Source organism: Pseudoalteromonas sp. GW168-MNA-CIBAN-0100, from assembly GCF_040309225.1.
Lineage (GTDB): Bacteria > Pseudomonadota > Gammaproteobacteria > Enterobacterales > Alteromonadaceae > Pseudoalteromonas > Pseudoalteromonas arctica.
Window position 1 is genome coordinate 148977 of sequence record NZ_JBEOOL010000003.1, and the last position, 24356, is coordinate 173332.

The 24356-nt window shown below is 39.4% G+C and carries 22 protein-coding genes and 1 tRNA gene; 12 read left to right on the forward strand and 11 right to left on the reverse strand.

Annotated features, from left to right (window positions below):
• The first annotated feature begins 14 nt into the window (after positions 1-14).
• Genes AAEY62_RS02695 through AAEY62_RS02710 form a run of 4 tightly spaced genes read left to right on the forward strand, consistent with a single transcriptional unit; the run spans position 15 to position 3564 of the window.
• On the forward strand, positions 15-296 hold the full coding sequence (locus tag AAEY62_RS02695) for a F0F1 ATP synthase subunit C (RefSeq protein WP_010552606.1): 282 nt from the start codon (positions 15-17) through the stop codon (positions 294-296).
• A gap of 3 nt (positions 297-299) precedes the next feature.
• The gene (locus tag AAEY62_RS02700; protein WP_350634565.1) at positions 300-1100 is read left to right on the forward strand and encodes a F0F1 ATP synthase subunit delta; all 801 of its coding nucleotides are present in this window, start codon (positions 300-302) and stop codon (positions 1098-1100) included.
• Positions 1100-2680, forward strand: coding sequence for an alternate F1F0 ATPase, F1 subunit alpha (locus AAEY62_RS02705; RefSeq protein WP_350634566.1), 1581 nt, complete (start codon positions 1100-1102; stop codon positions 2678-2680). The genes AAEY62_RS02700 and AAEY62_RS02705 overlap by 1 nt, the downstream gene beginning before the upstream one ends.
• On the forward strand, positions 2677-3564 hold the full coding sequence (locus AAEY62_RS02710) for a F0F1 ATP synthase subunit gamma (RefSeq protein ID WP_350634567.1): 888 nt from the start codon (positions 2677-2679) through the stop codon (positions 3562-3564). The genes AAEY62_RS02705 and AAEY62_RS02710 overlap by 4 nt, the downstream gene beginning before the upstream one ends.
• An 835-nt stretch (positions 3565-4399) precedes the next feature.
• On the opposite strand, the gene AAEY62_RS02715 is transcribed toward AAEY62_RS02710, so the two are convergent.
• From AAEY62_RS02715 to AAEY62_RS02725, 3 genes are all read right to left on the reverse strand, one after another.
• Positions 4400-4476, reverse strand: a tRNA-Val gene (locus tag AAEY62_RS02715).
• A 113-nt stretch (positions 4477-4589) separates the two neighbouring features.
• A complete protein-coding gene (locus AAEY62_RS02720) occupies positions 4590-5654 on the reverse strand; it encodes a DUF3080 family protein (RefSeq protein WP_024590335.1) in 1065 nt (354 codons plus the stop codon).
• Positions 5617-6987, reverse strand: a complete 1371-nt coding sequence (locus AAEY62_RS02725; RefSeq protein ID WP_010552611.1) for an MATE family efflux transporter — start codon at positions 6985-6987, stop codon at positions 5617-5619. The genes AAEY62_RS02720 and AAEY62_RS02725 overlap by 38 nt, the downstream gene beginning before the upstream one ends.
• Before the next feature lie 128 nt (positions 6988-7115).
• On the opposite strand from AAEY62_RS02725, the gene AAEY62_RS02730 reads away from it, so the two are divergent.
• Positions 7116-7742, forward strand: coding sequence for a riboflavin synthase (locus AAEY62_RS02730; RefSeq protein ID WP_007585130.1), 627 nt, complete (start codon positions 7116-7118; stop codon positions 7740-7742).
• A 1-nt stretch (position 7743) separates the two neighbouring features.
• On the opposite strand, the gene AAEY62_RS02735 is transcribed toward AAEY62_RS02730, so the two are convergent.
• Both AAEY62_RS02735 and AAEY62_RS02740 read right to left on the reverse strand, forming a co-directional pair.
• Entirely contained in the window at positions 7744-7947 is a 204-nt protein-coding gene (locus AAEY62_RS02735; RefSeq protein WP_008166246.1) for a CPXCG motif-containing cysteine-rich protein, read from the reverse strand.
• 103 nt (positions 7948-8050) lie between these two features.
• Positions 8051-8923, reverse strand: coding sequence for a fructosamine kinase family protein (locus AAEY62_RS02740; protein ID WP_024590334.1), 873 nt, complete (start codon positions 8921-8923; stop codon positions 8051-8053).
• Between the two features lie 125 nt (positions 8924-9048).
• Between AAEY62_RS02740 and AAEY62_RS02745 the strand changes: the two genes are divergently transcribed.
• The 4 genes from AAEY62_RS02745 to AAEY62_RS02760 all read left to right on the forward strand — a co-directional run bounded on the left by AAEY62_RS02745 (position 9049) and on the right by AAEY62_RS02760 (position 13548).
• Positions 9049-9741, forward strand: coding sequence for a hypothetical protein (locus tag AAEY62_RS02745; RefSeq protein WP_024590333.1), 693 nt, complete (start codon positions 9049-9051; stop codon positions 9739-9741).
• Between the two features lie 278 nt (positions 9742-10019).
• Entirely contained in the window at positions 10020-10805 is a 786-nt protein-coding gene (locus tag AAEY62_RS02750; RefSeq protein WP_024590332.1) for a hypothetical protein, read from the forward strand.
• A 100-nt stretch (positions 10806-10905) separates the two neighbouring features.
• Positions 10906-12288, forward strand: a complete 1383-nt coding sequence (locus AAEY62_RS02755) for an amidohydrolase (protein WP_007585115.1) — start codon at positions 10906-10908, stop codon at positions 12286-12288.
• A 12-nt stretch (positions 12289-12300) separates the two neighbouring features.
• A complete protein-coding gene (locus AAEY62_RS02760) occupies positions 12301-13548 on the forward strand; it encodes an amidohydrolase family protein (RefSeq protein WP_024590331.1) in 1248 nt (415 codons plus the stop codon).
• Between the two features lie 316 nt (positions 13549-13864).
• Here the strand turns inward: AAEY62_RS02760 and AAEY62_RS02765 are convergent, their stop codons facing one another.
• On the reverse strand, positions 13865-16087 hold the full coding sequence (locus AAEY62_RS02765) for an NADP-dependent isocitrate dehydrogenase (RefSeq protein WP_350634568.1): 2223 nt from the start codon (positions 16085-16087) through the stop codon (positions 13865-13867).
• Positions 16088-16612: 525 nt separating this feature from the next.
• Positions 16613-16831: a cold shock domain-containing protein CspD gene (cspD, locus tag AAEY62_RS02770; protein WP_002962500.1), complete on the reverse strand. Its 219-nt coding sequence runs from the start codon at positions 16829-16831 to the stop codon at positions 16613-16615.
• Between the two features lie 209 nt (positions 16832-17040).
• On the opposite strand from cspD, the gene clpS reads away from it, so the two are divergent.
• Complete coding sequence (gene clpS / locus AAEY62_RS02775) at positions 17041-17349, forward strand: ATP-dependent Clp protease adapter ClpS (RefSeq protein ID WP_007585109.1); 309 nt, start codon at positions 17041-17043, stop codon at positions 17347-17349.
• Positions 17350-17417: 68 nt separating this feature from the next.
• Complete coding sequence (gene clpA, locus AAEY62_RS02780) at positions 17418-19679, forward strand: ATP-dependent Clp protease ATP-binding subunit ClpA (RefSeq protein ID WP_007585108.1); 2262 nt, start codon at positions 17418-17420, stop codon at positions 19677-19679.
• A gap of 213 nt (positions 19680-19892) precedes the next feature.
• Here the strand turns inward: clpA and infA are convergent, their stop codons facing one another.
• From infA to trxB, 4 genes are all read right to left on the reverse strand, one after another.
• Entirely contained in the window at positions 19893-20111 is a 219-nt protein-coding gene (infA, locus tag AAEY62_RS02785) for a translation initiation factor IF-1 (RefSeq protein WP_002962494.1), read from the reverse strand.
• 90 nt (positions 20112-20201) lie between these two features.
• A complete protein-coding gene (locus AAEY62_RS02790; protein WP_010552618.1) occupies positions 20202-20906 on the reverse strand; it encodes an arginyltransferase in 705 nt (234 codons plus the stop codon).
• Positions 20899-21615, reverse strand: a complete 717-nt coding sequence (gene aat, locus AAEY62_RS02795) for a leucyl/phenylalanyl-tRNA--protein transferase (RefSeq protein WP_024590329.1) — start codon at positions 21613-21615, stop codon at positions 20899-20901. The genes AAEY62_RS02790 and aat overlap by 8 nt, the downstream gene beginning before the upstream one ends.
• A gap of 97 nt (positions 21616-21712) precedes the next feature.
• The gene (trxB, locus tag AAEY62_RS02800; RefSeq protein WP_024590328.1) at positions 21713-22663 is read right to left on the reverse strand and encodes a thioredoxin-disulfide reductase; all 951 of its coding nucleotides are present in this window, start codon (positions 22661-22663) and stop codon (positions 21713-21715) included.
• Between the two features lie 287 nt (positions 22664-22950).
• Here trxB and pssA point away from each other — a divergent pair, with 287 nt between their 5' ends.
• A complete protein-coding gene (gene pssA / locus AAEY62_RS02805) occupies positions 22951-24276 on the forward strand; it encodes a CDP-diacylglycerol--serine O-phosphatidyltransferase (protein WP_024590327.1) in 1326 nt (441 codons plus the stop codon).
• The last annotated feature ends 80 nt before the right edge of the window (positions 24277-24356 follow it).

The following is a 24356-nucleotide window of genomic DNA, read 5'->3' on the forward strand; positions in this document are numbered from 1 at the left end:
TACTTGGAGAGAACATGGATAGCATGACAATGATAGCAATGGCATCAATCGTTATTTCAGGAATTACAATTAGTTTTGGTTGTTTAGGTCCATCGCTTGGCGAAGGTAAAGCAGTAGCAACGGCATTGAGTGCATTAGCACAGCAACCTGATGCATCAGCAACTATTACGCGCACGCTCTTTGTAGGGCTTGCGATGATTGAATCGACCGCAATATACTGTTTTGTCGTGTCGATGATTCTTATTTTTGCCAATCCGTTTTGGAACTACGCTATCGCACAAGCTGCAGGAAGTTAAACCATGCTAATTGATTGGTTTACAGTTGCAGCCCAAGTGGTTAATTTTTTAATTTTGGTGTGGTTACTAAAACGCTATTTATATAAACCAATTTTGCACGCTATTGATAAGCGAGAAGAGCGTATAGCCGCTGAGTTAGACGATGCTGAAACAAACCAAAATGAAGCACTGGCGGAGCGTGAAAAGTTTTTTCTGAAAAATGAAGAGTTTGAACAACAACGTACACAAAAGATGCAACAAGTAAGCGTGAATGCTAAGCAAGCAGAGCAAACACTTATGTTAGAGGCGCAAAAAAGAGTCCAAAGCTGGGGCACTAAATATCAACAAAATATAGTAAAAGAGACTGATAATTTAAAGGAGTCTTTAAGTCGAAAAGTTAAGCAAGAGGTATTTGCTATTAGTCGCAAAACCTTAACTGAACTGGCATCAACAACTTTAGAACAACAAATATGTGAGGTGTTTACAGCGCGCTTATATAAGCTTGATGATGACAAAAAAACCACTTTAGCGCAGGCGCTAAGTACAAATAGTGAATTTGTACCTGCCTTAATTCAAAGTGCGTTTGAGCTAACTGAATCTCAGCGTTTAGCACTTAAGAATGCTATTAATACTGTGTTTTCAAAAGATATTACCATTAAATTCACCACCGATGAGAGCCTTATTAGCGGGATTGAGTTATGTGTCAATGGACAAAAGCTGGTGTGGAGTATTGACGATTACTTACAATCAATCGAGCAGGAAGTTGATATGTTACTAAAACAAAAAACAGCTCAGCCTACAACTTCTCAACCTGTTGATAAGTGATGAGTGAGCTCAGCGAAAACACTCAAAATAAAAACACAAAAATACACAGTTTAAGAAACGCGTTTGGTGATGTGTTTAAGCACATTCAGCAAGGGCTAAAAACAGTTAACTCAAAATTGAACTTACATGAAGTTGGTATTATTACCAGTGTATCAACGGGTATTGCGAAGGTGTCGGGATTACCTGGCGTTGGCTTTGAGGAACTAATTATATTTCCCGGTAAGGTGCTTGGAATTGCGTTTAATATTGATGAAAAAGAAGTCGGTGTTGTGCTTTTAGGTGAATACGCCCACTTACAAGCTGGGGATGAAGTGCGCCGCAGTGGTCGTGTAATGGATGTAGCGGTTGGCAATGCGCTATTAGGGCGAGTGATAAACCCACTTGGCGAGGTACTAGACGGTGGAAGCGTTATACAAACCGAGCAGCGTTTACCTATAGAGCGTCCAGCTGCACCAATTATGGACCGCTCTCCTGTTACTACGCCTTTGCAAACCGGAGTTATTGTAATCGATGCGATGATTCCAATAGGGCGAGGACAACGAGAGCTTATTTTAGGTGACAGGCAAACAGGTAAAACAGCTATAGCCATAGACACGATTTTAAATCAGCGAGAACAAAATGTAATTTGTATTTATTGCGCTATTGGTCAGCGGGCATCAACGGTCGCTAAATCAATAGCAATATTACGCGCGCAAAATGCAATGGCTTATACGGTTATTGTTGCAACAGAGGGTAATGAGCCACCGGGCTTACAGTATATAGCGCCTTACGCTGCAACCAGTATTGCAGAATATTTTATGGAGCAAGGACGTGATGTACTTATTGTATATGACGATTTAACTAAGCACGCAAGAGCTTACCGCGAGTTGTCTTTGTTGTTACGACGACCGCCCGGACGAGAAGCATTTCCTGGGGATATTTTTTATATTCATTCACGATTACTAGAGCGTGCGACCCATTTAAATAAAGAACGTGGCGGTGGTTCCTTGACCGCACTCCCCATTATAGAGACCGAAGCTCAAAATATTTCAGCCTATATTCCAACTAATTTAATTTCGATTACCGACGGACAAATTTATTTATCACCCTCATTATTTGCTCTAGGTGTATTACCAGCCGTTGACGTTGGTAAGTCGGTTTCTCGTGTGGGCGGTAAAGCACAGCGTGCTGCGTTTCGTGCAGTTGCTGGCGATTTAAAGCTTGCATATGCTCAATTTGAAGAGCTAGAAACCTTTGCTCGTTTTGGTGCCCGACTTGATGATGATACACGGCGTATAATTGAACATGGACGGCGTATTCGAGCGAGCTTACATCAATCTGAATCATCACCTATGCCAGTGCCTGAGCAAATTATGCTATTACTCGCACTCAGTAATGGCTTTTTAGATTCGATTGAACTGCTAAAAATAAACGACGCAAAAAATATTCTTAAAAAAGCAGTTGCGCAGTTAGACGATACTTTGTGTGATAGATTTGATACCGCTAAAAGCTTAAGTGATGACGATCGACAAACAATTGTTGAGTTGGCTAAGCGCGCACTTGTTGATTTTGAGTCTGAAAACAAGGCAATAACAACATGAGCAATAGTGCCGCTAATTTACGCCATAAAATAGCCAGTGCAAGTGATTTACAAGGCGTTGTAAAAACGATGAAGGCACTTGCTGCCTCGAGTATTGGGCAATATGAAAAATCGATTAGCTCATTGACAGATTACTACCGGGCAGTTGAGTTAGGATTAAGTGCTAGTTTGCATGATGACATGTCATTTCAATTTTCACCACAACCCAAAAATTTAAATGAAAGCAGAGCGGGTGTGATCATATTCGGCTCAGATCAAGGGTTGGTAGGGCAATTTAATGAAAGTATTACCGACTTTACAATTAAAGCGCTAAGTAACGAGACCCAGCCACCTCTAATTTGGGTGGTAGGCGCACGTGCTGCATCTCGACTTACCGATGCCGGCTTTAATTTAGTAAAAGTATACACAGTGCCAGTGAGTGTTCACGATATAGATACCTTAGTTAGGCAAATTCAAATAGACAGTGAATCAAGCTTAGTTCTTAATCCTGGTTGCCGTGTATTGGTGTTTTATAATCAACCTAAACAAGGCGCGCTTTATGAATGTGTGTCTCAGCGATTACTCCCACTTGACGAGCAATGGCGAGATAATTTTAAAAATATTTTATGGCCAACTAAAGCTTTGCCAGAAGTACTCTGTAAGCACTCTACAACAATAAGGGCATTGATCCGCGAGTATATTTTTATTTCTCTTTATCGTGCATGTGCCGAGTCGTTGGTCAGCGAAAATAGCAGTCGTCTTGGCGCAATGCAACGCGCTGAAAAAAATATTGAAGAGCTACTTGATAAGCTTTCGAGTGAGTTTAATACTCTGCGTCAAAGTACCATTGACGAGGAGTTGAGTGATGTACTTGCAGGTTATGAATTACTAAATAAAATAGACTAGAGGCTGTTGATCTTAGAGGTTGAATTTGCAGCTGTATGTGTTGTTTTTTAATCAAAACATCGCCTATACAGTGCGGTTATTGACTCTTTGTTACTCGATTTTTACTTATTCTTACAAGAATGTAAGCCATCAGAGTAACGCAGAAGCCTCTACCGAGCCCGCTAGGTTACAAATCGCGCACGATTACCCCCCCGTAAATTGAATGAATTTTAATCATGAAATGTCAACAAAACTCACAAGGATAATTTACAAGAAATAAAGCTATAACCTGGTTGTAAGGGATCGTTAATTAATGATTAACTGTTGAAGTTGAGTGATCAAGAGTGGGTAGTGCTTTTTCTTTGAGGTATTTTATTATTGTTGTGAACTGGTATGACTGAGTGGATTCGAACTGCTGACCCTTGGACCGGGTGATCAAGAGTGGGTAGTGCTTTTTCTTTTGGTTTTTTATTACTTTGAATTGGTACGACTGAGTGGATTCGAACCACCGACCCTTGGACCGGGTGATCAAGAGTGGGTAGTGCTTTTTCTTAGGTTTTTTTTATTACTTTGAATTGGTACGACTGAGTGGATTCGAACTGCTGACCCTTGGACCGGGGATCAAGAGTGGGTAGTGTTTTTTCTTAGGTTTTTTTCATTACTTTTAAGTGGTACGACTGAGTGGATTCGAACTGCTGACCCTTGGACCGGGTGATCAAGAGTAGGTAGTGCTTTTTCTTAGGTTTTTTTTATTGCTTTGAATTGGTACGACTGAGTGGATTCGAACTGCTGACCCTTGGACCGGGTGATCAAGAGTGGGTAGTGCTTTTTCTTAGGTTTTTTTATTGCTTTGAATTGGTACGACTGAGTGGATTCGAACCACCGACCCCTACCATGTCAAGGTAGTGCTCTAACCAACTGAGCTACAGTCGTATTACTTTATTTAAGTAGGTGTTAATTGCTTAACAACGGCGGCTAATATATAGCGTGGCGGTTAGTGAATCAAGCAAGTTTGTTGTTTTTGAGTTTATTTGCCGTTTTTTTATTCATATTGGGCTTATTTCACACGTTTTATAAAATACTTGCCACCAAACCACATGTTTTTTAGCTGAGCTTTTTAGTAAGTTCAGTAAGTTACTTGCTGAGTCCGTTTTGACTAAGTTATTAATTTGAGGGCTTGAGATACTTTCGTTAAACCAAAGCTCATTATAAAGCGGTTGTAGTGCCTCTAGATAACCAGTTAACTGCGCTTGATAGGGCTGAATTTCTTTTAGGTAAAACTTTTGAAATACATTGCTTATGATTTTTGCGTTTTTATTATTTTTATCCTGAGGGCACAGCGTATTAAAGTTTAATGTTTTTACAAACTGCGTGGCGTTGTTATTTAACACTACCTGCTTGCGGACCGATTGAATGAGTACTTGGTTAAATTGAAATTTATTAAGCTGCTCGAGTGCACTAAAAATAGAATCACCATTAATTTCACTAAATTCTTTAGCCTTAATTTGTTGCTTAATGAGTACAAGTTGCTTTAGCGCAAGTACGGTATCACTAAAACCAGCAGGTTCAGTAGTAAGCTCGTTTGAAGTGAGTTGCCAGGTACGATTTAGCTCAGGCTCTTTAAATAACATGGTGTTAAAAAAGTGCATTAGGTGTGTTTCTTTGTAGTTTTTGGCTGCGAGTATTTTTGTGTAACTAGGACTATTTTTATCAAGCGTGTTTAAGCAAACCTGCGCACTTTTAATAAAGTTTATTTGATATTTTAATTGCCCAGCAGCGCTGGCGGTTTTTCCTAATTGGTTATTGTGCTCACTTATAAGCACGTTAAGCTTACATTGGCTAATGCCTGCAAGCTCAACAATGCTCAGTGTTAAGTCACTTTGTGCTATTGGGGTAGGCTGCAGTAAGGGGAGTTGCTTGAGTGGCGCAGGCTGTGTTGGGCTTGTATCAACTGTGCTACTTAAGCGTTCAATATAAGTAACGTTTATACTACTTTGTGGTTTGTTGCAGCCAGTAAGCGTTAAAAAATACATTACCAGCAAAGCAGCTGGTAATGTTTTAAGGCTGAGTTTATTAGTTTTGATTGAGTGAATCAATTTTAAGAAATTCATATTTTAGACGTTTTTTTACCGTTAGCATTAATAAAATAGCAGCGACACTAAGTCCCACTATTATCCCAGTCCAGAAACCGTGTGGCCCCATAGCTGGCACAATTATGTCTGTTCTTGCCAATACGTAACCTAAACAAAAGCCGATTAACCAATACGATATAAACGTAATATACGATATAGGCGTGGTGTATTTTAACCCACGGAGTATGCCATTTGCTGCAACTTGAAGTGCATCAGGTAATTGGTAAATACACGCTAAAATCATAATTGATGAAGCCAATGCCATAACAGCGGGGCTGTCGGTATACAGTTGGCTAATTAAATCACGACCGGCAAACGTAATAAGCGCTAAAAATAACGCCACAGCAATGGCTAAAATATAGCTGGTAGAAACCGCAACTTTTAATTGAGTCATGTTCTTTTGGCCGTATAAGTTACCTATACGAATGCTAATAGCGATTGATAGGCTCAGCGGCATCATAAACAGCAATGTAGTTACACTGGCTGCTATTTGATGCCCCGATATAGCTACTGCACCTAAATGCGCTATAAATAGCGGTATACACGCAAATAAAGTGACTTCAAAAAAGGTGGCGAGTGAAATTGGTATACCTAACTTAGTAATAATACCAATGGTAGTGAAATTAGGTTTTTCGAATGATGAAAGCAGGCCTTTAGCATCTACTTTTTTACTCATTTGGCAGTAAGTGACTTGTGCTATTGCCATTACAGTTAAAACAATTGCAGTGGCAATGCCACAGCCCGCGCCGCCATAAGCAGGAAAACCAAATAAGCCATTTATGAAAATATAATTTACCGGAATATTAACAGCTAAACCTAATAGGCTTATGTAAAACGCGGGCTTGGTCATTCCCATACCTTCGGTAACGTTTCTGTATACCGTAAAAATTAAAAATCCAAATACACCCCATTTCACAAAGTGAATGTAGTCAATGGCAAGGTTTGCAATTGCAGGCGTTGTATCGAGCTTAAAAATAATAGCATCTGCTAAATGGGCAATTCCAAAGCCTGTAAAGCTCAAAATAGCGGTTAAATAAAGCGCTTGTTGAAAATAGTGGCTAATGCCTTTGCGGTCATCACTGCCCGAAAACTGCGCAATAATACCAGTAAGCGCTAATAAAATACCTTGAAGGCCAAGTAATAAAGGGTTCCATATTCCTGTTGCAATAGACAGTGCAGCTAAGTCAGTAGGGCTAACTTGGCCTGCCATAATTGTGTCGACGACCGACATTAAAATAAGTGTAACTTGCGCTAAAAAAACAGGTAAAGCGAGGGAAAGTAAACGCTTGGCTTCCCAATTGCAAAAGGTCATAAAAACAGCTAGTTGATAAAATAGGGCGTAATTGTAATCTATTGGGGTTTAAATAAAAATCACAGTAGTGAATGATTTTATGAGTTGATACGTTAAACTAGCACTTTGTAATAATTTAAAGTGATTTTATGTTTACAGGAATAGTGCAAACGCAAGCTACGGTGGTCTCTAAGACTCAAACAGACGGTGTTTTACGCTTAGTTGTATCGGTGAGCGATGAGTACGTTAAGCATTTAGATTTAGGCGCAAGTATTGCTATTAATGGCTGTTGTTTAACAGTTGTGCAAGTTGAGCTAAGTAATCACGATGTGGTAGCGCAAGTGCATTTTGATGTGATTGACGAAACCCTAAAGTTAACTAATTTAGGGTTGCTTGAACTAGGTAGTTTAGTTAATTACGAACGCTCTGTTACGTTTGGTACTGAGCTAGGTGGGCATATAGTGTCTGGGCATATTCATTGTACGTCACAAATTTCTCAAATAGTGAAGCTTGAGAATAACTGCAAAATACAACTCAGCTTGCCAAAAGAGTGGCAAAAGTATGTGTTATATAAAGGGTTTGTTGCGATAAATGGCGCAAGCTTAACCGTGGGCGAAGTTGATGAACAAGGTTTTTGGTTACACCTAATTCCGGAAACGCTCGCCATTACAAACATTGGTGCAGCGCAAGTGGGTGACAAGTTTAATATTGAAGTTGATCAGCAAACTTACACTATTGTAAATACGGTAGAAAACTACTTACGCCATCAGGCTTAAGTTAAAATATTTGTTCGTCGTCACTGTCTACGTGTAGCTCTAATTTATTGTTAGCATGATCTATATGCATATTTAAATGAATTGGGTTACAGCAGGCAGTGCAATCTTCTATGTAGTCTTGATCGCCCATGCTTGCGTCTAAGTCTAAATGTATATGGTGTCCGCAATGTGGGCACGTTATTCGTTGTGATAAAAAATCTTTCATAATCACTCCAGTTATAAATAATTAAGTTAGATTCAACTTAATCGCTTACAGATGAACGCCTACTTACTCATTAAATATAGTGCTGAAATGCAGCTTATGACACTTATTTTATACCTTCAAATACCAGCTTTTCTATATGTTGTTTAGCTTCAGTAAGATAGTGACCGGCAAAGATGTTAGCGTGATTTAAAATAGGGTATAGCTGGTATATTAACTTACGTTTTTCGTAATTTTGAGAAAGCGGGTAGTGCTGGTTATAGGCGCTATAAAAGTCTTTTGGAAGTGGCGCAAATAGTTCGCTCATTGCAATATCCACTTCCCGATCACCATAATAACAAGCGGGGTTAAATACTGTTGGCTCTGCTTTTAAAAAGCCCATATTGCCACGCCAAAAATCGCCATGCAGTAATGAAGGCTCAACTTGATGACTATGCAGCTGTTCTTTAACGGCATTAATTAAGCGCTCGGGTTCAATAAAGTTAATGCCTTTTTCAGCGATTAACTGTAATTGCCACCCTATACGTTCTTCGGCGTAAAATACATCCCACTTTTTGTGCCAACGATTAGGTTGTATGGTAGTGGCTATATAGTTGTCTACATCAAAACCAAACATGGCTTGGTCGTGCTTTTGATGCATTTTAGCGAGGCTGCTTCCCATAGTTGCCCACGTGTTGTGGGGTTGTTTATCTAAAACAAGCCACTGTAAAACAATAAACGAAAACTCTATATTTGCACCGGTTGTAATACATTTAGGGACTTTAAAATTACTATTTTGCGCTAAAAGCTTTAAGCCAATAAATTCACTTTCTAAACGCTCGAGTTCGCTTTTTAATGCTATTTTAACGAAGAAGTTATGCGTACCATTGGTAATATGAAATAGTTTGTCGGTATTTGTACTTTGTAATTGGCGTTTATAGGTGTGTTTAAAGTCAAAATTAATGGCTTGGCTGATGTGCTCATTTACTGTTTTCCACATAACAATTGCTCGCCTTTTAAACAGATACTTAAACTATGGCAAAAAGGTATTAATTTAACAATCTAAACGTTGTAAAATTAATGACTATATTGCATAAAAATTACACTTACTGTAATGGAGTAAAAATGAACAAAAGTTTAATAACCAATTTGCTAGCGGGTTTATGTGTTGTTGTAGGTTTTATGTTTAACCAAGCAATTGTGTTATCAGTTGGTTTATTTGCACTTTCTGGCGCGGTAACTAATTTATTAGCGATTCATATGTTGTTTGAAAAGGTCCCGTTTTTATATGGCTCGGGTGTTATTGCGCTTAAGTTTGAAAGCTTTAAAGTAGCTATACGAAACCTAATATTAACGGAGTTTTTTTCAGAGCAAAAAATTAATAATTTACTCAATAAAGCGCAGCCCAATATCGATTTTGAGCCAATAATTAGTAATGTTGATTTAAACCCCGCATTCGACAATTTGTTAGAGGTAATAGAGCAATCTCAGTTTGGTAGCATGTTAGGTATGTTTGGCGGCACAGCGGCAATCGAGCCAATGCGTGAAAAGTTTATTGAAAAAATGCAATTGTCGCTTAGTGAGATTTCCCAAACTGACGACTTTAAAGTATTAGTAAGCCAAACACTCTCACAAGGTAATAGCGCAGAGAGCCTACATAAAACGGTGCTTAAACTAGTTGATGAGCGCTTAGATGAGCTTACCCCAAAAATGGTTAAAGAGATTATTCAAACCATGATCCGCGAGCACTTAGGCTGGCTTGTAGTGTGGGGTGGTGTGTTTGGTGGCTTGTTTGGTTTAATTGCGGCCGTGATTTAAATATAGCTACTGATACCAATTTTAAAAAAATCATTCTATCGCATTAAATAGCGCACTTACTGCGTTAAAAGTTGTTCGTGTACGAGTGCATGGATGCAGGAGGTAGAGCAATGCAGGGAGCAATTAGTGATAGCAACTACGCGTTATAATTTCGCCTTATTATTGCGCTACTTTATTAGCGCAATAATAGATTACTAATTTAATGTAATTGGTATGACTTATTTTTTCAGGCTGTTATTATCGCCCCCATAATTTAGTCGTGTTTTTTAGGAGCAACGGTGAGCAAAACGTTAGCCAGTTATTATCAGCAAGCATACGCTTGCGATCAGCAGCATTTTAACCAGTGTTTTTATTGTGGCTGTGAAGCGACAGAGCGCGACCATTGTCCGCCGCTGCATATGCTACAAAGCATTGTTGATTTAGGTGAAGAGGCTGACTTTATATCTATTGCGGCTTGTTATGAGTGCCATGCGCTTTTACATAACGAAAGGCTGATGACGATTGATGAGCGCTTTACTAAAATGAAAAAAAAGCTTGCCACTAAATATGCAAAACCACTGCGTGTTTATAACATGTGGGAAGAAAACGAACTAGGCGACATGAGCGATGAGTTTGCCCATAGTATTCAAGCGGGTATGAAATTAGGAAAAGAAGCCGCTGAGCGCTTAGCGTTTACTGGTTTTAGCTATGCCACAGAAGATGCCAAAGTAGCAGTACGTGAAAAAACAAAAGAGTTTGATGTAGAGGGCATGATATTTACCGACTTTAAAGAGGCGCTAAATTACTGCATTAATGATTTAAACGTACAAAAAAGTGACTTTTATAAAATTTTAGTTGAAGACTACCAAGGTGATTTTAATAAAGCATTGAGCCAGTATCGTCACCGTCATGACAAAGTAACTGCAGCTAAAGACGGTAATACAATTATTAAAGATTTTTCAAAGCTACATAAGCAAAACTCTGATTTTGTAACGCGTACGGTTAAGCACTTTATTAGTAAAGATCCCTCGCTTACAACCGAAGGTGCGCTTGAAAAGTTGTATAACAATTATATAAAGAAATAATTACAGATATTCATCTTAATTAACTGCGTTTTCACCTGTTTTTTTGGCTTTATTCCTTAGCTTTCGCTAAAGTAGCAAAAAAACAGGAGATCCAAACAACATGCAAAAATTTGCACCTTCTTTATTAGCAGTTGGCTTAGCTGCTGCACTTGTAGGTTGCCAAGAAAACGGCCCGCAAGACGATAAAATAACAATCAACAAAAATCCTTACCCAAGCACTTATCAGCCCGTTTCTACATCAAGCACACTTATTACAAATGCAACAGTACTTACAGGTACTGGTGAGCGTTTAGATGAGGCTGATGTATTACTTGTTGACGGCAAAGTACAACAAGTTGGTAAAGACTTAACTGCTACTGCTGATATTACAATTGATGCACAAGGCAAATGGGTAACACCGGGTATTATTGACGTACATTCACATTTAGGTGCATACCCAAGCCCTTCGGTTGAGTCGCATCAAGATGGTAACGAAATGACCAGCCCTAACACTGCAGAAGTGTGGGTTGAGCATTCTGTTTGGCCACAAGATCCAGGCTTTAATCGTGCACGCGAAGGCGGCATTACTTCTCTACAAATTTTACCAGGCTCAGCTAACTTATTTGGTGGACGCGGCGTTACGCTTAAAAACGTCCCTGCACACACTATGCAAGGTATGAAATTTCCAGAGGCGCCGTATGGTTTAAAAATGGCGTGTGGTGAAAACCCTAAACGTGTTTATGGTCGTCAAGGTGTATTGCCTTCAACTCGTATGGGTAATATGGCTGGTTATCGTATGGCGTGGGCTGAAGCCGCTGAATACAAACGTGCATGGGATAAGTACGATGCCGATTATGAAGCAGGTTTAAACCCAGAAGCACCAGTACGTGATATTAAACACGATACGCTTCGTGGTGTGCTTGAGGGCGAAGTACGTATTCATAATCATTGTTATAAAGCTGAAGAAATGGCAATGATGATTGACCTGTCAAAAGAATTCAATTACGACGCGGGTACATTCCATCACGGTGTAGAAGCATATAAAATTGCTGACCTACTTGCTGAGAATGGCTCGTGTGCTGCACTTTGGCCAGACTGGTGGGGTTTTAAAATGGAAGCCTACGACATGGTTCAAGAAAACGTAGCTATTGTTGATGCGGTTAAAAATTCATGTGCAGTTGTTCACTCAGATTCAGATACTACTATTCAGCGCTTAAACCAAGAAGCTGGCAAGGTTATGTACCGTGCTAACGAAAACGGTTTTGATATTTCTGAGCAACACGCTATTAAATGGATCACGGCTAACGCTGCTAAATCGCTAGGTATTGATGACAAAACAGGTTCACTAGAAGCAGGTAAGCAGGGCGATGTTGTTATTTGGAATCAAAGCCCATTTAGTGTTTATGCTAAAGCTGAACAAGTGTTTGTTGATGGTGCAAAAGTTTACGATAGAAACGACAGCGCGTATCAAGCAACAAGTGATTTTATGTTAGGTCAACAATAAGGAGCACCCAGAATGAAAAATTTATCACGTTCGTTTTCGCTTTCTCTGGTTGCTGCAGGATTATTAGCATCTGGTGCTGTAAGCGCACAATCGCTAGCAATTATTAATGCAACATTGCATACGTCATCTGATCAAGGTGTATTAGAAGCAGCAAGTATTGTAATGACAGATGGTAAAATCACAGCGATTAACCCAACTGAAATTAAAGTAGATCAAATTATTGATGCAAAGGGCCAAATTGTAACCCCTGGCTTTATTGCAAGTATTAATCAACTTGGTTTAGTTGAAGTAAGTGCAGTTGCAGGCTCTCGCGATGCAGGCGAGGAAAAAGCCAGTATTGATTTTGACGTAAGTCTTGCTTACAACGCGCATTCGAGCTTAATTCCTTACGCTCGTAAAGGCGGTGTAACACGCGATGTCATTACCCCTCATGGCGGCGATAGCATTTTTTCAGGCCTTGCGAGTGTTGTTGATTTAAGTGGTAGTTTTGACAGCGACATGCAAAAACAAGCGGCTTTAATTGTTTACTTAGGTGAGCGCAGTAAAGGCTCTCGTGCTTTTACTTTGCAAACACTGATTAATAAACTTGATGAGCACAAAACGAAAGCCGGTAAAAAAGCTAAAAAAGATGACGACAAGCCAAGTACTGAAGACAAAGTAATGGCAAAAGTACTCAGTGGCGAAATGCCATTAGTGGTTGGCGTATCACGTGCGGCGGATATTATTGAGCTTATTAAAGTAAAAGAGCAATTTGGTATTAACTTAGTACTTAACGGCGCACAAGATGCTGTTGTAGTTAAAGAGCGCGTTGCTAAAGCAAATATCCCAGTGATTATTAGTGCAATGGACAGCTTACCAGCAAGTTTTGATTCGCTTCATGCGAGTTTAGATAATGCAGGTGTGCTAGAAAAAGCAGGCGTTAAAGTATTATTAACGGTAGGTGGTGATGCAAGTCACAACATTTATCAGCTGCGTTTTGATGCTGGTAATGCAGTATCGTATGGTATGAGCCAAGAAGGTGCGTTAAAAGCGGTTACATCAAACGTTGCTGATGTATTTGGCATTAATGCAGGTAGCCTTGAAGTAGGTAAAGCTGCTGATGTAGTAATGTGGAGTAATGACCCGTTTGAACTAAGCAGCCACGTGAACAAAATGTTTATTAATGGGGTTGAGGTTTCTACACAATCTCGTCAAGATAAACTGCGTGACCGTTATACGACTGATTCAAAAATGCCACGTGCATATACCAACCCGCAATAATACTTAATCAATTTGAGGGATTAAATCTGACGCTAACTGCGTTAAAAATTTCTGATATAGAGCAACTAAATCACGAAATTTTTGCCTTGTTATCGACAAGATTTTCTTGCCTCAAAATTGATCACTTAATTAAGCGAATTGGTATGATACAAAGTAATCAGAGTTTAAATAACTTAAATAACTTAAATAACTTAAATAACTTAAATAGTTTTGGTTAATCAAAAAAGGTCGCTATCTAATGATAACGACCTTTTTTATTGGCGAAAAAAAGCCGCTTACTTTTACAAGTAAGCGGCTTTTAAATTTAAACCAATATTTATACTAATTTAGCAAGAATATCGTTAAATGTAGTGCTTGGACGCATCGCTTTAAAGGCTGCATCATCGTTAGGCTGGAAGTAACCGCCTAAATCAACTGCAGGGCCTTGCGCATCGTTAAGTTCACTTACGATTTGTTCTTTATTAGACTCAAGGTCGCTAGCAATTTGAGTAAACTGTGCTTTAAGTTCACTGTCATCATTTTGCTTAGCAAGTTCTTGTGCCCAGAATAAAGATAGGAAGAAATGAGAACCACGGTTATCAATTTCTTTCACTTTACGTGAAGGAGACTTGTTTTCTGCTAAGAAAGTACCAGTCGCTTTATCTAGTGTATCAGCAAGAACTTGTGCCTTGTTGTTACCCGTAGTTACGCTTAGGTGCTCAAGCGATGCAGCAAGTGCTAAAAATTCACCTAAAGAATCCCAACGTAAGTGGTTTTCTTTTTCGAATTGTTGAACATGCTTAGGTGCAGAACCACCCGCGCCAGTTTCAAATAATCCACCACCGTTCATAAGTGGAACAATTGAAAGCATTTTAGCGCTCGTACCTAGCTCTAAAATTGGGAATAAATCTGTAAGGTAATCACGTAAAACGTTACCTGTTACAGAAATAGTGTCTTTACCTTCTTTAATTCGCGCTAGTGAGAACAATATTGCTTCAAGCGGTGCTAAAATTTGAATATCTAGGCCAGCTGTATCGTGATCTGGTAGGTATTTATTTACTTTTTTGATTAGCTCTGCATCATGTGCACGGTTTTCGTCTAACCAGAAAATAGCTGGAACGCCTGTTGCGCGTGCACGATTTACTGCAAGCTTAACCCAATCTTGGATTGGTGCGTCTTTAACCTGACACATGCGCCAAATATCGCCTTGCTCAACACTGTGCTCAAGTAATGTATTACCATTTGCATCAACAACACGGATAGAACCGTCAGCTTTAGCTTCAAACGTTTTATCGTGTGAACCGTATTCTTCAGCTTTTTGAGCCATAAGGCCAACGTTAGGTACGCTACCCATAGTTGTTGGATCAAACGCGCCATTTACTTTACAAAAATCAATAGTTGCTTGGTAAATACCCGAGTAACAACGATCTGGAATTACAAAGCTAGTGTCTTGTAATTTACCATCGTTATTCCACATTTGACCGCTTGAACGGATTGCAGCAGGCATAGAAGCATCGATGATCACGTCACTTGGTACGTGTAGGTTTGTAATACCACGGTCAGAATCAACCATAGCAATAGCAGGGCGGCTAGCGTAAACAGCTTGAATGTCCGCTTCAATTTCTTCGCGCTTAGCATCGTCTAATGTTTGAATTTTAGAATATACATCGCCTAAACCATTATTTACATCAACACCTAGCTCTTCAAAAAGCTCACCGTGTTTAGCAAATACATCTTTGTAGAATACTTTTACAGCGTGACCAAAGATAATTGGATCAGATACTTTCATCATTGTCGCTTTCATGTGAAGCGAGAATAAAACACCTTTTTCTTTAGCAGCGTCAATTTCAGCAGCTAAGAAAGCTTGAAGCTTAGAAGCGCTGATGCTTGATGCATCAATAACTTCGCCAGCTAAAAGAGGCGTGCTTTGTTTAAGTACAGAAACGTCGCCGTTAGTTGCAACATGTTCAATACGTACATCAGTGGCTGTATCAACAGTTACTGACTTTTCTGAACCAAAGAAGTCGCCTTCGCTCATGCTTGCAACATAAGACTCTGAATCTTTGCTCCACGCACCCATTGAATGCGGGTTGTTACGTGCATATTCTTTTACAGAACCTGGTGCGCGACGATCAGAGTTACCTTCACGTAGTACTGGGTTTACTGCACTGCCTTTGATTTTGTCGTAAGCAGCTTGAATTGCTTTTTCTTCATCATTTTTAGGTTCAACAGGGTATTCTGGAAGAGCGTAACCTTTTGCTTGAAGCTCTTTAATTACAGCGCGAAGCTGTGGTACAGATGCACTGATGTTTGGTAATTTGATGATGTTTGCTTCTGGTGTTTTAGCAAGCTCGCCAAGTTCAGCAAGTGCATCACCAATGCGTTGTTCTTGTGTTAAATAATCAGGGAAGCTAGCAATTACACGACCTGCTAATGAGATATCGCGAGTTTCAACTTCAACACCGGCCGCATTTGTATATGCTTGGATGATCGGTAGCAACGAGTAAGTTGCTAGTGCCGGAGCTTCGTCCGTTTTTGTATAGATAATTTTTGATGTCATCATCATTCCTAGATAGTAGACCGAAAAGGTCTTATTCAACAATGCAAAGAAAATCATTACTAATGAGTGAGTACATATTATTAAACATGTTAATGAATACATACGCTCGTAATGAATAGTTTGTTAGGTGTTGGTACTCAGCGTTGCTCTTTTATAAAAGCAGAATAGTCACACCTGACGAACTGGAATTGTATTTATAGCTAAAAAATTAACAAAAATAAATCAGCCTTTAGCCTAGTACATATAAAAGAGGCGACAAGTTGGATTAGTTGCTGCGTTAATACGCAATTTTTAGCACCAAGAGTGTAACAAGCTTAAATAAAAAGGGCTAGAGGTTGAGCATGCCCAATAAGCAGTTAAACAATCAACTCTTAGAACATTGGGGTATATAAAATAAATTCAAGGAAAAGGGTTGAATTTGAATGAAAAGAGGCAATAAATAGGGGAGAAGAGATAAGTTAGTATGCTTAAGGAATTAAGCGAGGATCTTAAAAGGTCACTCGCTTTAGTCGAACAAAACAATAGTCACTCAATAATGTCACCATCTGGGGCAATATTTTTAGCGTGTAGACCTTTAGGTCCTTGTTCTAATTCGAATGTTACATCTTGACCAGCTTTAAGCGTTTTATAACCGTCCATTACAATTGTTGAGTAATGAGCGAAAATATCATTCTCGCAGCCGTCTTCTACGATGAAACCAAAACCTTTAGCGTTGTTGAACCATTTAACTTTACCGCAAGCCATACTTCTACATCCTTCAATAAGTTGACTAATTTAGTTATTCTAAATTGTATTATTTGCTAGACTGACTAAGGTTTAATCAATCTACGTTTGACTGTAGTTTATTTAGCCAACCAGTCAAGTGTTTTGAGTTATTTTTTTAACATTTTATTTATTTTTTATTCAAGTTTGCTTGAGTTACAAAGACAAGACTATATTTAATTATGAGTGGTATGAAAGATTCAGGTGTTATCGATACAGTTCGCGACAGCGAAAAGCAAAAGCTACAGCCGCCGCGAAAATATAAAGTTGTTTTAAATAACGACGACTACACGCCGATGGACTTTGTAATAGAAGTTTTAACGACGTTTTTTAATATGGATAGCGATAGAGCAACCGACGTGATGCTTCAGGTTCATGAAAAAGGTAAGGGTATATGTGGTGTTTACAGCGCTGACGTAGCCCACACCAAAGCTGAACAAGTTAACCGCTACGCGCGTGATAACGAGCATCCACTGCTTTGTAGTTGTGAGCAGGAATAAATACCAATTAGGGTGATCAAACATCCGATTGTTGTGGTATAAATTATTATCTCAGTAAGGGGTTGCCAATGCTAAACAAAGACTTAGAACTCACATTAAATGCCGCGTTTCGTGAAGCGCGCACTCGCCGTCATGAGTTTATGACCGTAGAGCACCTTTTACTTGCGCTGTTAGATAATCCTTCTGCAGGAGAAGCCCTAAACGCGTGTGGTGTTAATATTTCTGGTTTAAAAACCGAATTATTAGAATTTATTGACGAAACAACACCCGTCATTCCAGATTTAGAAGAAGAGCGTGAAACTCAGCCAACACTTGGCTTTCAACGTGTATTACAACGCGCTGTGTTCCATGTGCAATCGTCAGGTAAAAATGAAGTCACTGGCGTGAATGTGCTAGTTGCTATTTTTTCTGAGCAAGAAAGCCAAGCTGTATATTTACTTAAAAAGCATGATGTATCGCGTTTAGACATCGTTAACTTTATTTCGCATGGTATTTCTAAAGCAGATGATGAATTAGGCAACGACAGCGACGATATTCATGATGAAGTGCAAGAAGTTCAAAATGAAGAAGCAAGCAAGCTAGACAGCTTTACAACTAACTTAAACGTTCAAGCTCGTGAAGGTAACATTGATCCACTGATCGGACGCGACAGCGAAGTAGAGCGCACGGTACAAGTATTGTGTCGTCGTAAAAAGAATAACCCATTACTTGTTGGTGAAGCGGGCGTTGGTAAAACAGCAATTGCTGAAGGCTTAGCGTATCGCATTGTTAATAAGCAAGTACCAGAAGTAATTGCAGATGCTGTTGTGTACTCGCTAGATATGGGTGCATTGCTTGCGGGTACTAAATACCGTGGCGACTTTGAAAAGCGCTTTAAAAGCTTACTAAAAGAGCTGCAAGCTGAGCCAGGCTCTATTTTATTTATTGATGAAATACATACCATAATCGGTGCCGGCGCGGCGTCTGGTGGTGTTATGGACGCATCAAACTTGCTTAAACCACTCCTTTCAAGTGGTAAGCTACGTTGTATGGGTTCAACAACTTACAACGAGTATAAAAATATTTTTGAGAAAGACCGTGCATTAGTACGTCGCTTTCAAAAAATTGATGTACTTGAGCCAAGTGTTGCCGATACCACTAAAATATTAAACGGCTTAAAAGAGCGTTACGAAGAGCATCATGGCATTCGTTACACTCAAAAAGCATTAAAAGCAGCTGCAGAACTCAGTGCTAAATACATTAATGAGCGCCACTTGCCAGATAAAGCCATTGATGTAATTGATGAAGCCGGTGCAAGTCAGCGCCTGCAACCTAGCTCTAAACGTAAAAAAACCATTGGCGTAGCAGATATAGAATTAATTATATCTAAAATGGCACGTATCCCAGCGCAAAGCGTCTCGTCGACAGATAAAGAAACGCTTAAAAACTTAGACCGTAACCTTAAAATGCTCGTGTTTGGGCAGGATCAATCTATTGACGCACTTACATCAGCTATTCGTTTATCTCGCTCTGGTTTATCGAGCGAAGAAAAGCCAGTAGGTTCGTTCTTGTTTGCAGGGCCTACCGGTGTGGGTAAAACAGAAGTAACTAAGCAACTTGCTAAATGTATGGGTGTTGAGTTTATTCGTTTTGATATGTCGGAATATGTAGAACGCCATGCAATAAGTCGATTAATTGGTGCTCCACCAGGGTATGTTGGTTTTGAGCAAGGTGGTTTATTAACAGAAGCGGTTATTAAAAACCCACATGCTGTTGTACTTTTAGATGAGATTGAAAAAGCGCATCCAGACATTTACAACATTTTGCTACAGGTTATGGATCACGGTACGTTGACCGATAATAATGGCCGTAAAGCTGACTTTAGAAATGTAGTGGTTGTAATGACTACCAATGCGGGCGTTCAAGAAACTACGCGTAAGTCGATTGGTTTTACAGAGCAAGATCATACGCACGATGCAATGGGTGCAATTAATAAAGTATTTTCACCCGAATTTAGAAACCGTTTAGATAACATCATTTGGTTTAATCACCTTGAACGTGAAGTTATTCTACTGGTGGTTGATAAATTTATTGTGGAACTGCAAGCGCAGCTCGATAAAAAATCGGTTAATCTTGAACTGACGTCTAAAGCGCGTGAATGGCTTGCTGACAAAGGTTACGACAAAGCGATGGGCGCACGTCCAATGGCACGTGTTATTCAAGAAGAGCTTAAAAAGCAATTAGCTAACGAAATACTGTTTGGTGAACTTGTTGATGGCGGTACGGTTAAAGTATCAGTTAAAGACAAGAAGATTCGCTTTGATTACGAGAGTAATTTAACACCAGCGTAAAACGTTAATTAAATAATCTAGTTAAATAAAATGGCCCGCTACATAATAGCGGGCCATTTTTTTGCCCTTTTTATAGGCAACAAAAAACCCAGCAAAAACTGGGCTTTTTGTTTATTAAATGTAATTGCTAGTCAATGTCTATCAATTACATTTAATAAACGCTTAAAGCTAGTAAAACACTAGCCAAAAACTAAATCTCGTTTACGCACTTACTTAGCGAGCACGGAATACGATACGACCCTTTGATAAATCGTAAGGAGTCATTTCTACCGTTACTTTATCGCCGGTTAAAATACGGATATAGTTTTTGCGCATTTTGCCTGAAATATGAGCCACAACTACGTGACCATTTTCTAGCTCAACTCGGAACATTGTATTTGGTAAAGTATCAAGGACTGTCCCTTGCATTTCGATTACGTCTTCTTTCGCCATGTTTAGCGTAACACCTCTTTAATAGTTAAACGCTGCAGATTTTGCCCAAAATACTCCAATAAGTAAAGGCGCAGGGGCTATATTTGCAAATTAAATAGCCACCCACTCATCATTGAGCTGTTTTTGAGCAGGTAAAAACTGAGTTTTGTACTTCATTTTGTCGCATTCATCAATTTGATAGCCTAAGTACACGTATTGCTTATTTTGCTCTTTTGCAAACTTTAGCTGCTCTAATATCATCACAGAGCCTAAACTATAGTGTTCAAAGTCGGGGTCAAAAAAGGTATAAATTGCAGAAATAGCGCTATTCATACAATCAGTTACGGCAACCGCGACTAAAGTATCTTGGTGCCATAGTTCAATAAATGTGATCTTGAGCCAACTACAAAGCAAAAAACTTTGAAACTGTTCTTTTTCAGGAGGATACATACTTCCATCCTGATGACGCATCGTTATGTACTTGCTATAAAGTGGATAGTATTCAGGTCGCTCTTGCGTTGAATATTTTACCTCAAACTGTGTTTTTGCTTTGTTTAGTTTACGTTTTTGCGATTTTGAGGGCATAAAGTCTTGTGCTAATACACGTACAGAACTACATGCGCTGCATATTGGGCAGTGCGGACGGTATATTTGGTTACCACTGCGACGAAATCCCAAGCCTAATAATGACTCAAATTTATCGGTGCTGTAGCAACTGGGATCAAGAATAACTAAAAGTTGCTCTTGTCTGTTGGGTAAATAACTACAGTCAAACTCTTGGGTTAAACCAACACGTGCAGGAAGTTGCTCATTCATAGATTGCGTCAAGTTCTTGTGGCTCCCACATAATAGGGTTAACAGTATAGTTATGTGCAGCTTTTAGTTTAGTCAAAAATGTGGAACGGGGGATTACTTTTGCACCTAGGGTCATTAAATAAGGGTTTTCTAACTGGCAGTCAATAAAATGTGCATTATGCCGTTTAAGCCAATTTACCAGTGCCCACATAGCAAGCTTAGAGCAATTGGTTTGATGATGAAACATCGACTCGCCACAAAAAACACCATTTTGCATAATGCCGTATAAGCCACCTGCAAGCTCTCCGTTACTCCACACCTCTAAACTATGTGCAATGCCAGCATTGTGTGCATTAACGTAAGCGTCGAGCATGTCAGAGGTGATCCAGGTGCCATCGGTATCAAGGCGTTGATCGCGACAGGCTTCTATCACCTCTTCAAAGGCATTATTAATGGTTACTCTTACAGGGTGCTTTTTTAAATGTTTACGCAGGCTCTTACTTATATGAAAATCATTAAGCTCAAAAATGCCTCGCTCGCTGGGAGACCACCACATAATAGGCTCATCTTCACTAAACCAAGGGAATACTCCGCTTTTGTAGGCATTACTTAGGCGAGGTAAACTCAAATCTCCGCCAATTGCTAACAAGCCATCAGGGGATTCTAATGCGTATTCCGGATTGGGGAATGCTATATCGTTTTTGCTTAATTGGTATAGCTGATTTCTCATACAGTACTTATTTTATAATTGATCGTAAAAGTGTAACTATATTTTAGGCATAAAAAAAGGGCTGAATAATCAGCCCTATAATAATTTATTTAATTGCTTATAAATTATCTAAAAAACGTTCAGCATCAAGGGCAGCCATACAGCCTGTACCCGCAGATGTGATTGCTTGACGGTAAATGTGGTCAGACACATCACCTGCAGCAAAAACGCCTTCTACGCTTGTTTGAGTTGCGTTGCCGTGAAGACCAGACTCTACAACTAAGTAGCCATCTTTCATTTCTAGTTGGCCAACAAACATATCAGTATTTGGCTTGTGGCCAATGGCAATAAATACGCCAGCTAAATCTAGCTCTTCAGTTGCATCAGAGTGTGCATCTTTAATACGAACGCCGGTTACGCCCATTTGGTCGCCTAATACTTCGTCAAGCGTGCGGTTGTAATGCATTACAACGTTACCGTTTGCTGCTTTTTCAGCAAGGCGTTCAGCAAGTATTTTTTCACTGCGGAAACTATCACGACGATGAATAACATGTACTTCGTCAGCAATGTTAGATAAGTAAAGCGCTTCTTCAACCGCTGTATTACCACCACCAACAACCGCCACTTTTTGACCTTTATAGAAAAAGCCGTCACACGTAGCACATGCCGAAACACCACGGCCTTGGAAATTAGTTTCAGACTCTAGGCCCAAGTATTTAGCAGAAGCACCCGTTGCAATGATTAATGCATCACATGTGTAAGTACCTTGGTCGCCAGTTAGTGTGAAAGGGCGCTTAGATACATCTACTTTATTGATGTGATCGAATATGATTTCAGTTTCAAAGCGCTCAGCGTGCTCTTTCATACGATCCATTAACGCAGGACCTGTTAAACCGTGTGCATCACCAGGCCAGTTTTCAACTTCAGTTGTGGTTGTTAATTGGCCACCTTGTTGAATGCCTGTAATTAAAACAGGGTTTAAATTTGCACGTGCTGCATATACTGCGGCAGTATAACCAGCTGGGCCAGAGCCTAAAATTAGTAGCTTACAATGTTTTGCTTCAGTCATTATTTTTTCCTAAACGTTTAATACGGTCTTTAATGCGCTCGATTCTAAGAAAAACAAGGCAGATGTAAACAAAATCCGCGATTATTTTTTTTATCAAATCGAAAAGCTGTGCAGTATTGTGTACTAGAGTTATGTGCTTTTACAGTTAAAATGCCTAAGTAGCTCAATAAATAGACTAACAGGCAACAAAACAGCGTTATTTCATGACCCCTTTGATTTTTTTTGTTATGTTTTACCTAATTTTATTTGTCACTGATAGATTATGTGACCTAAGCAAATAGGCAACTATGTTATTTTGGCAGGAAAAACCCGCATTCGGGTTGACTTCAAAAGACGTTAACGTCTTAACCAATGCGCAAGATTACCGAACGCAATTGCTACGCTTGATAGCGAACGCAAAAAAACGAATTTATATTACTGCGTTGTATTTACAAGATGACGAAGCAGGTCGCGAAATTTTAGAAGCGCTGCATCGTGTGTCATTGGCAAACCCGGCACTTGAGGTAAAAGTGCTGGTGGATTTTCATCGTGCGCAACGTGGATTAATTGGCGCTGATAAATCAGACGGTAACGCAAGTTTATACTGTGACGATTTAGAAAAGTTTAAATCGAACGTACAAGTTTATGGCGTACCTGTAAAAGCTAAAGAATTATTTGGCGTATTGCATTTAAAAGGTTTTGTAATTGACGACACCTTACTTTACAGCGGCGCAAGCTTAAATAACGTGTACTTGCAATACAACGAGCGCTACAGGCTCGATCGTTACTTTTTGATAACGCAGAGCGAACTGTGTGACTCAGTAGTTGATTTTATTGAGACAAAGCTACTTTCATCAGTCGCTGTGCCACGTATAGACACGCGACCGCTTAAGCGTTTGCACGACTTTAAGCTTGATCAAAAGCAATTAATGCGTGATTTAAAAGTCGCAAGTTATAACGCAGCAGAGCAGCTAAATACGCAAGCATTAGGTATTCGCTTGTTTTTAGGACTCGGGCGTCGCAATAACGAGTTAAATCGTTTAATAAAAGCGTTATTTGATACAACAGAGCAAGAGCTTGTGTTGTATACGCCATACTTCAATTTTCCGGCACCGCTTATGCGATCGCTGCGCCGATTATTAAAGCAAGGCAAGCAAGTGACTATTGTTGTAGGCGATAAAACAGCAAATGACTTTTATTTACCGCCAAGCGAGCCGTTTAGTAAAATAGGGGCATTACCTTATTTATACGAAACTATTTTGCATAAATTTGTAAAAACGCAAAAGCGCCATATCGATAACGGTAATTTAAATGTGTATCTGTGGAAAGATGAAAGCAATTCGTTTCATTTAAAAGGTATTTGTTCAGATAGAACAAAACATTTACTGAGCGGGCATAACTTAAATCCGCGTGCATGGGGTCTTGATATCGAAAACGGTATTTTAATAGAAGATCCAGAGCAAACAATTATGGATGCTATTGATAACGAAAAGCAGGAAATTTTACAACACTGCCGACGTTTAACAGGCCCAGATGATTTAGAAACGATGGATGATTACCCACAGCCAGTTAAAAAACTACTTGGCCAAGCTAAGCGCGTAAAAGTAGATTTTATAATTAAGCGTTTTATCTAAACCAGTTTATCTAAATAAGCTTATATAAATCTGAAATTTAAATACAAAAAAAGCAGCTAATTAGCTGCTTTTTTTATGGG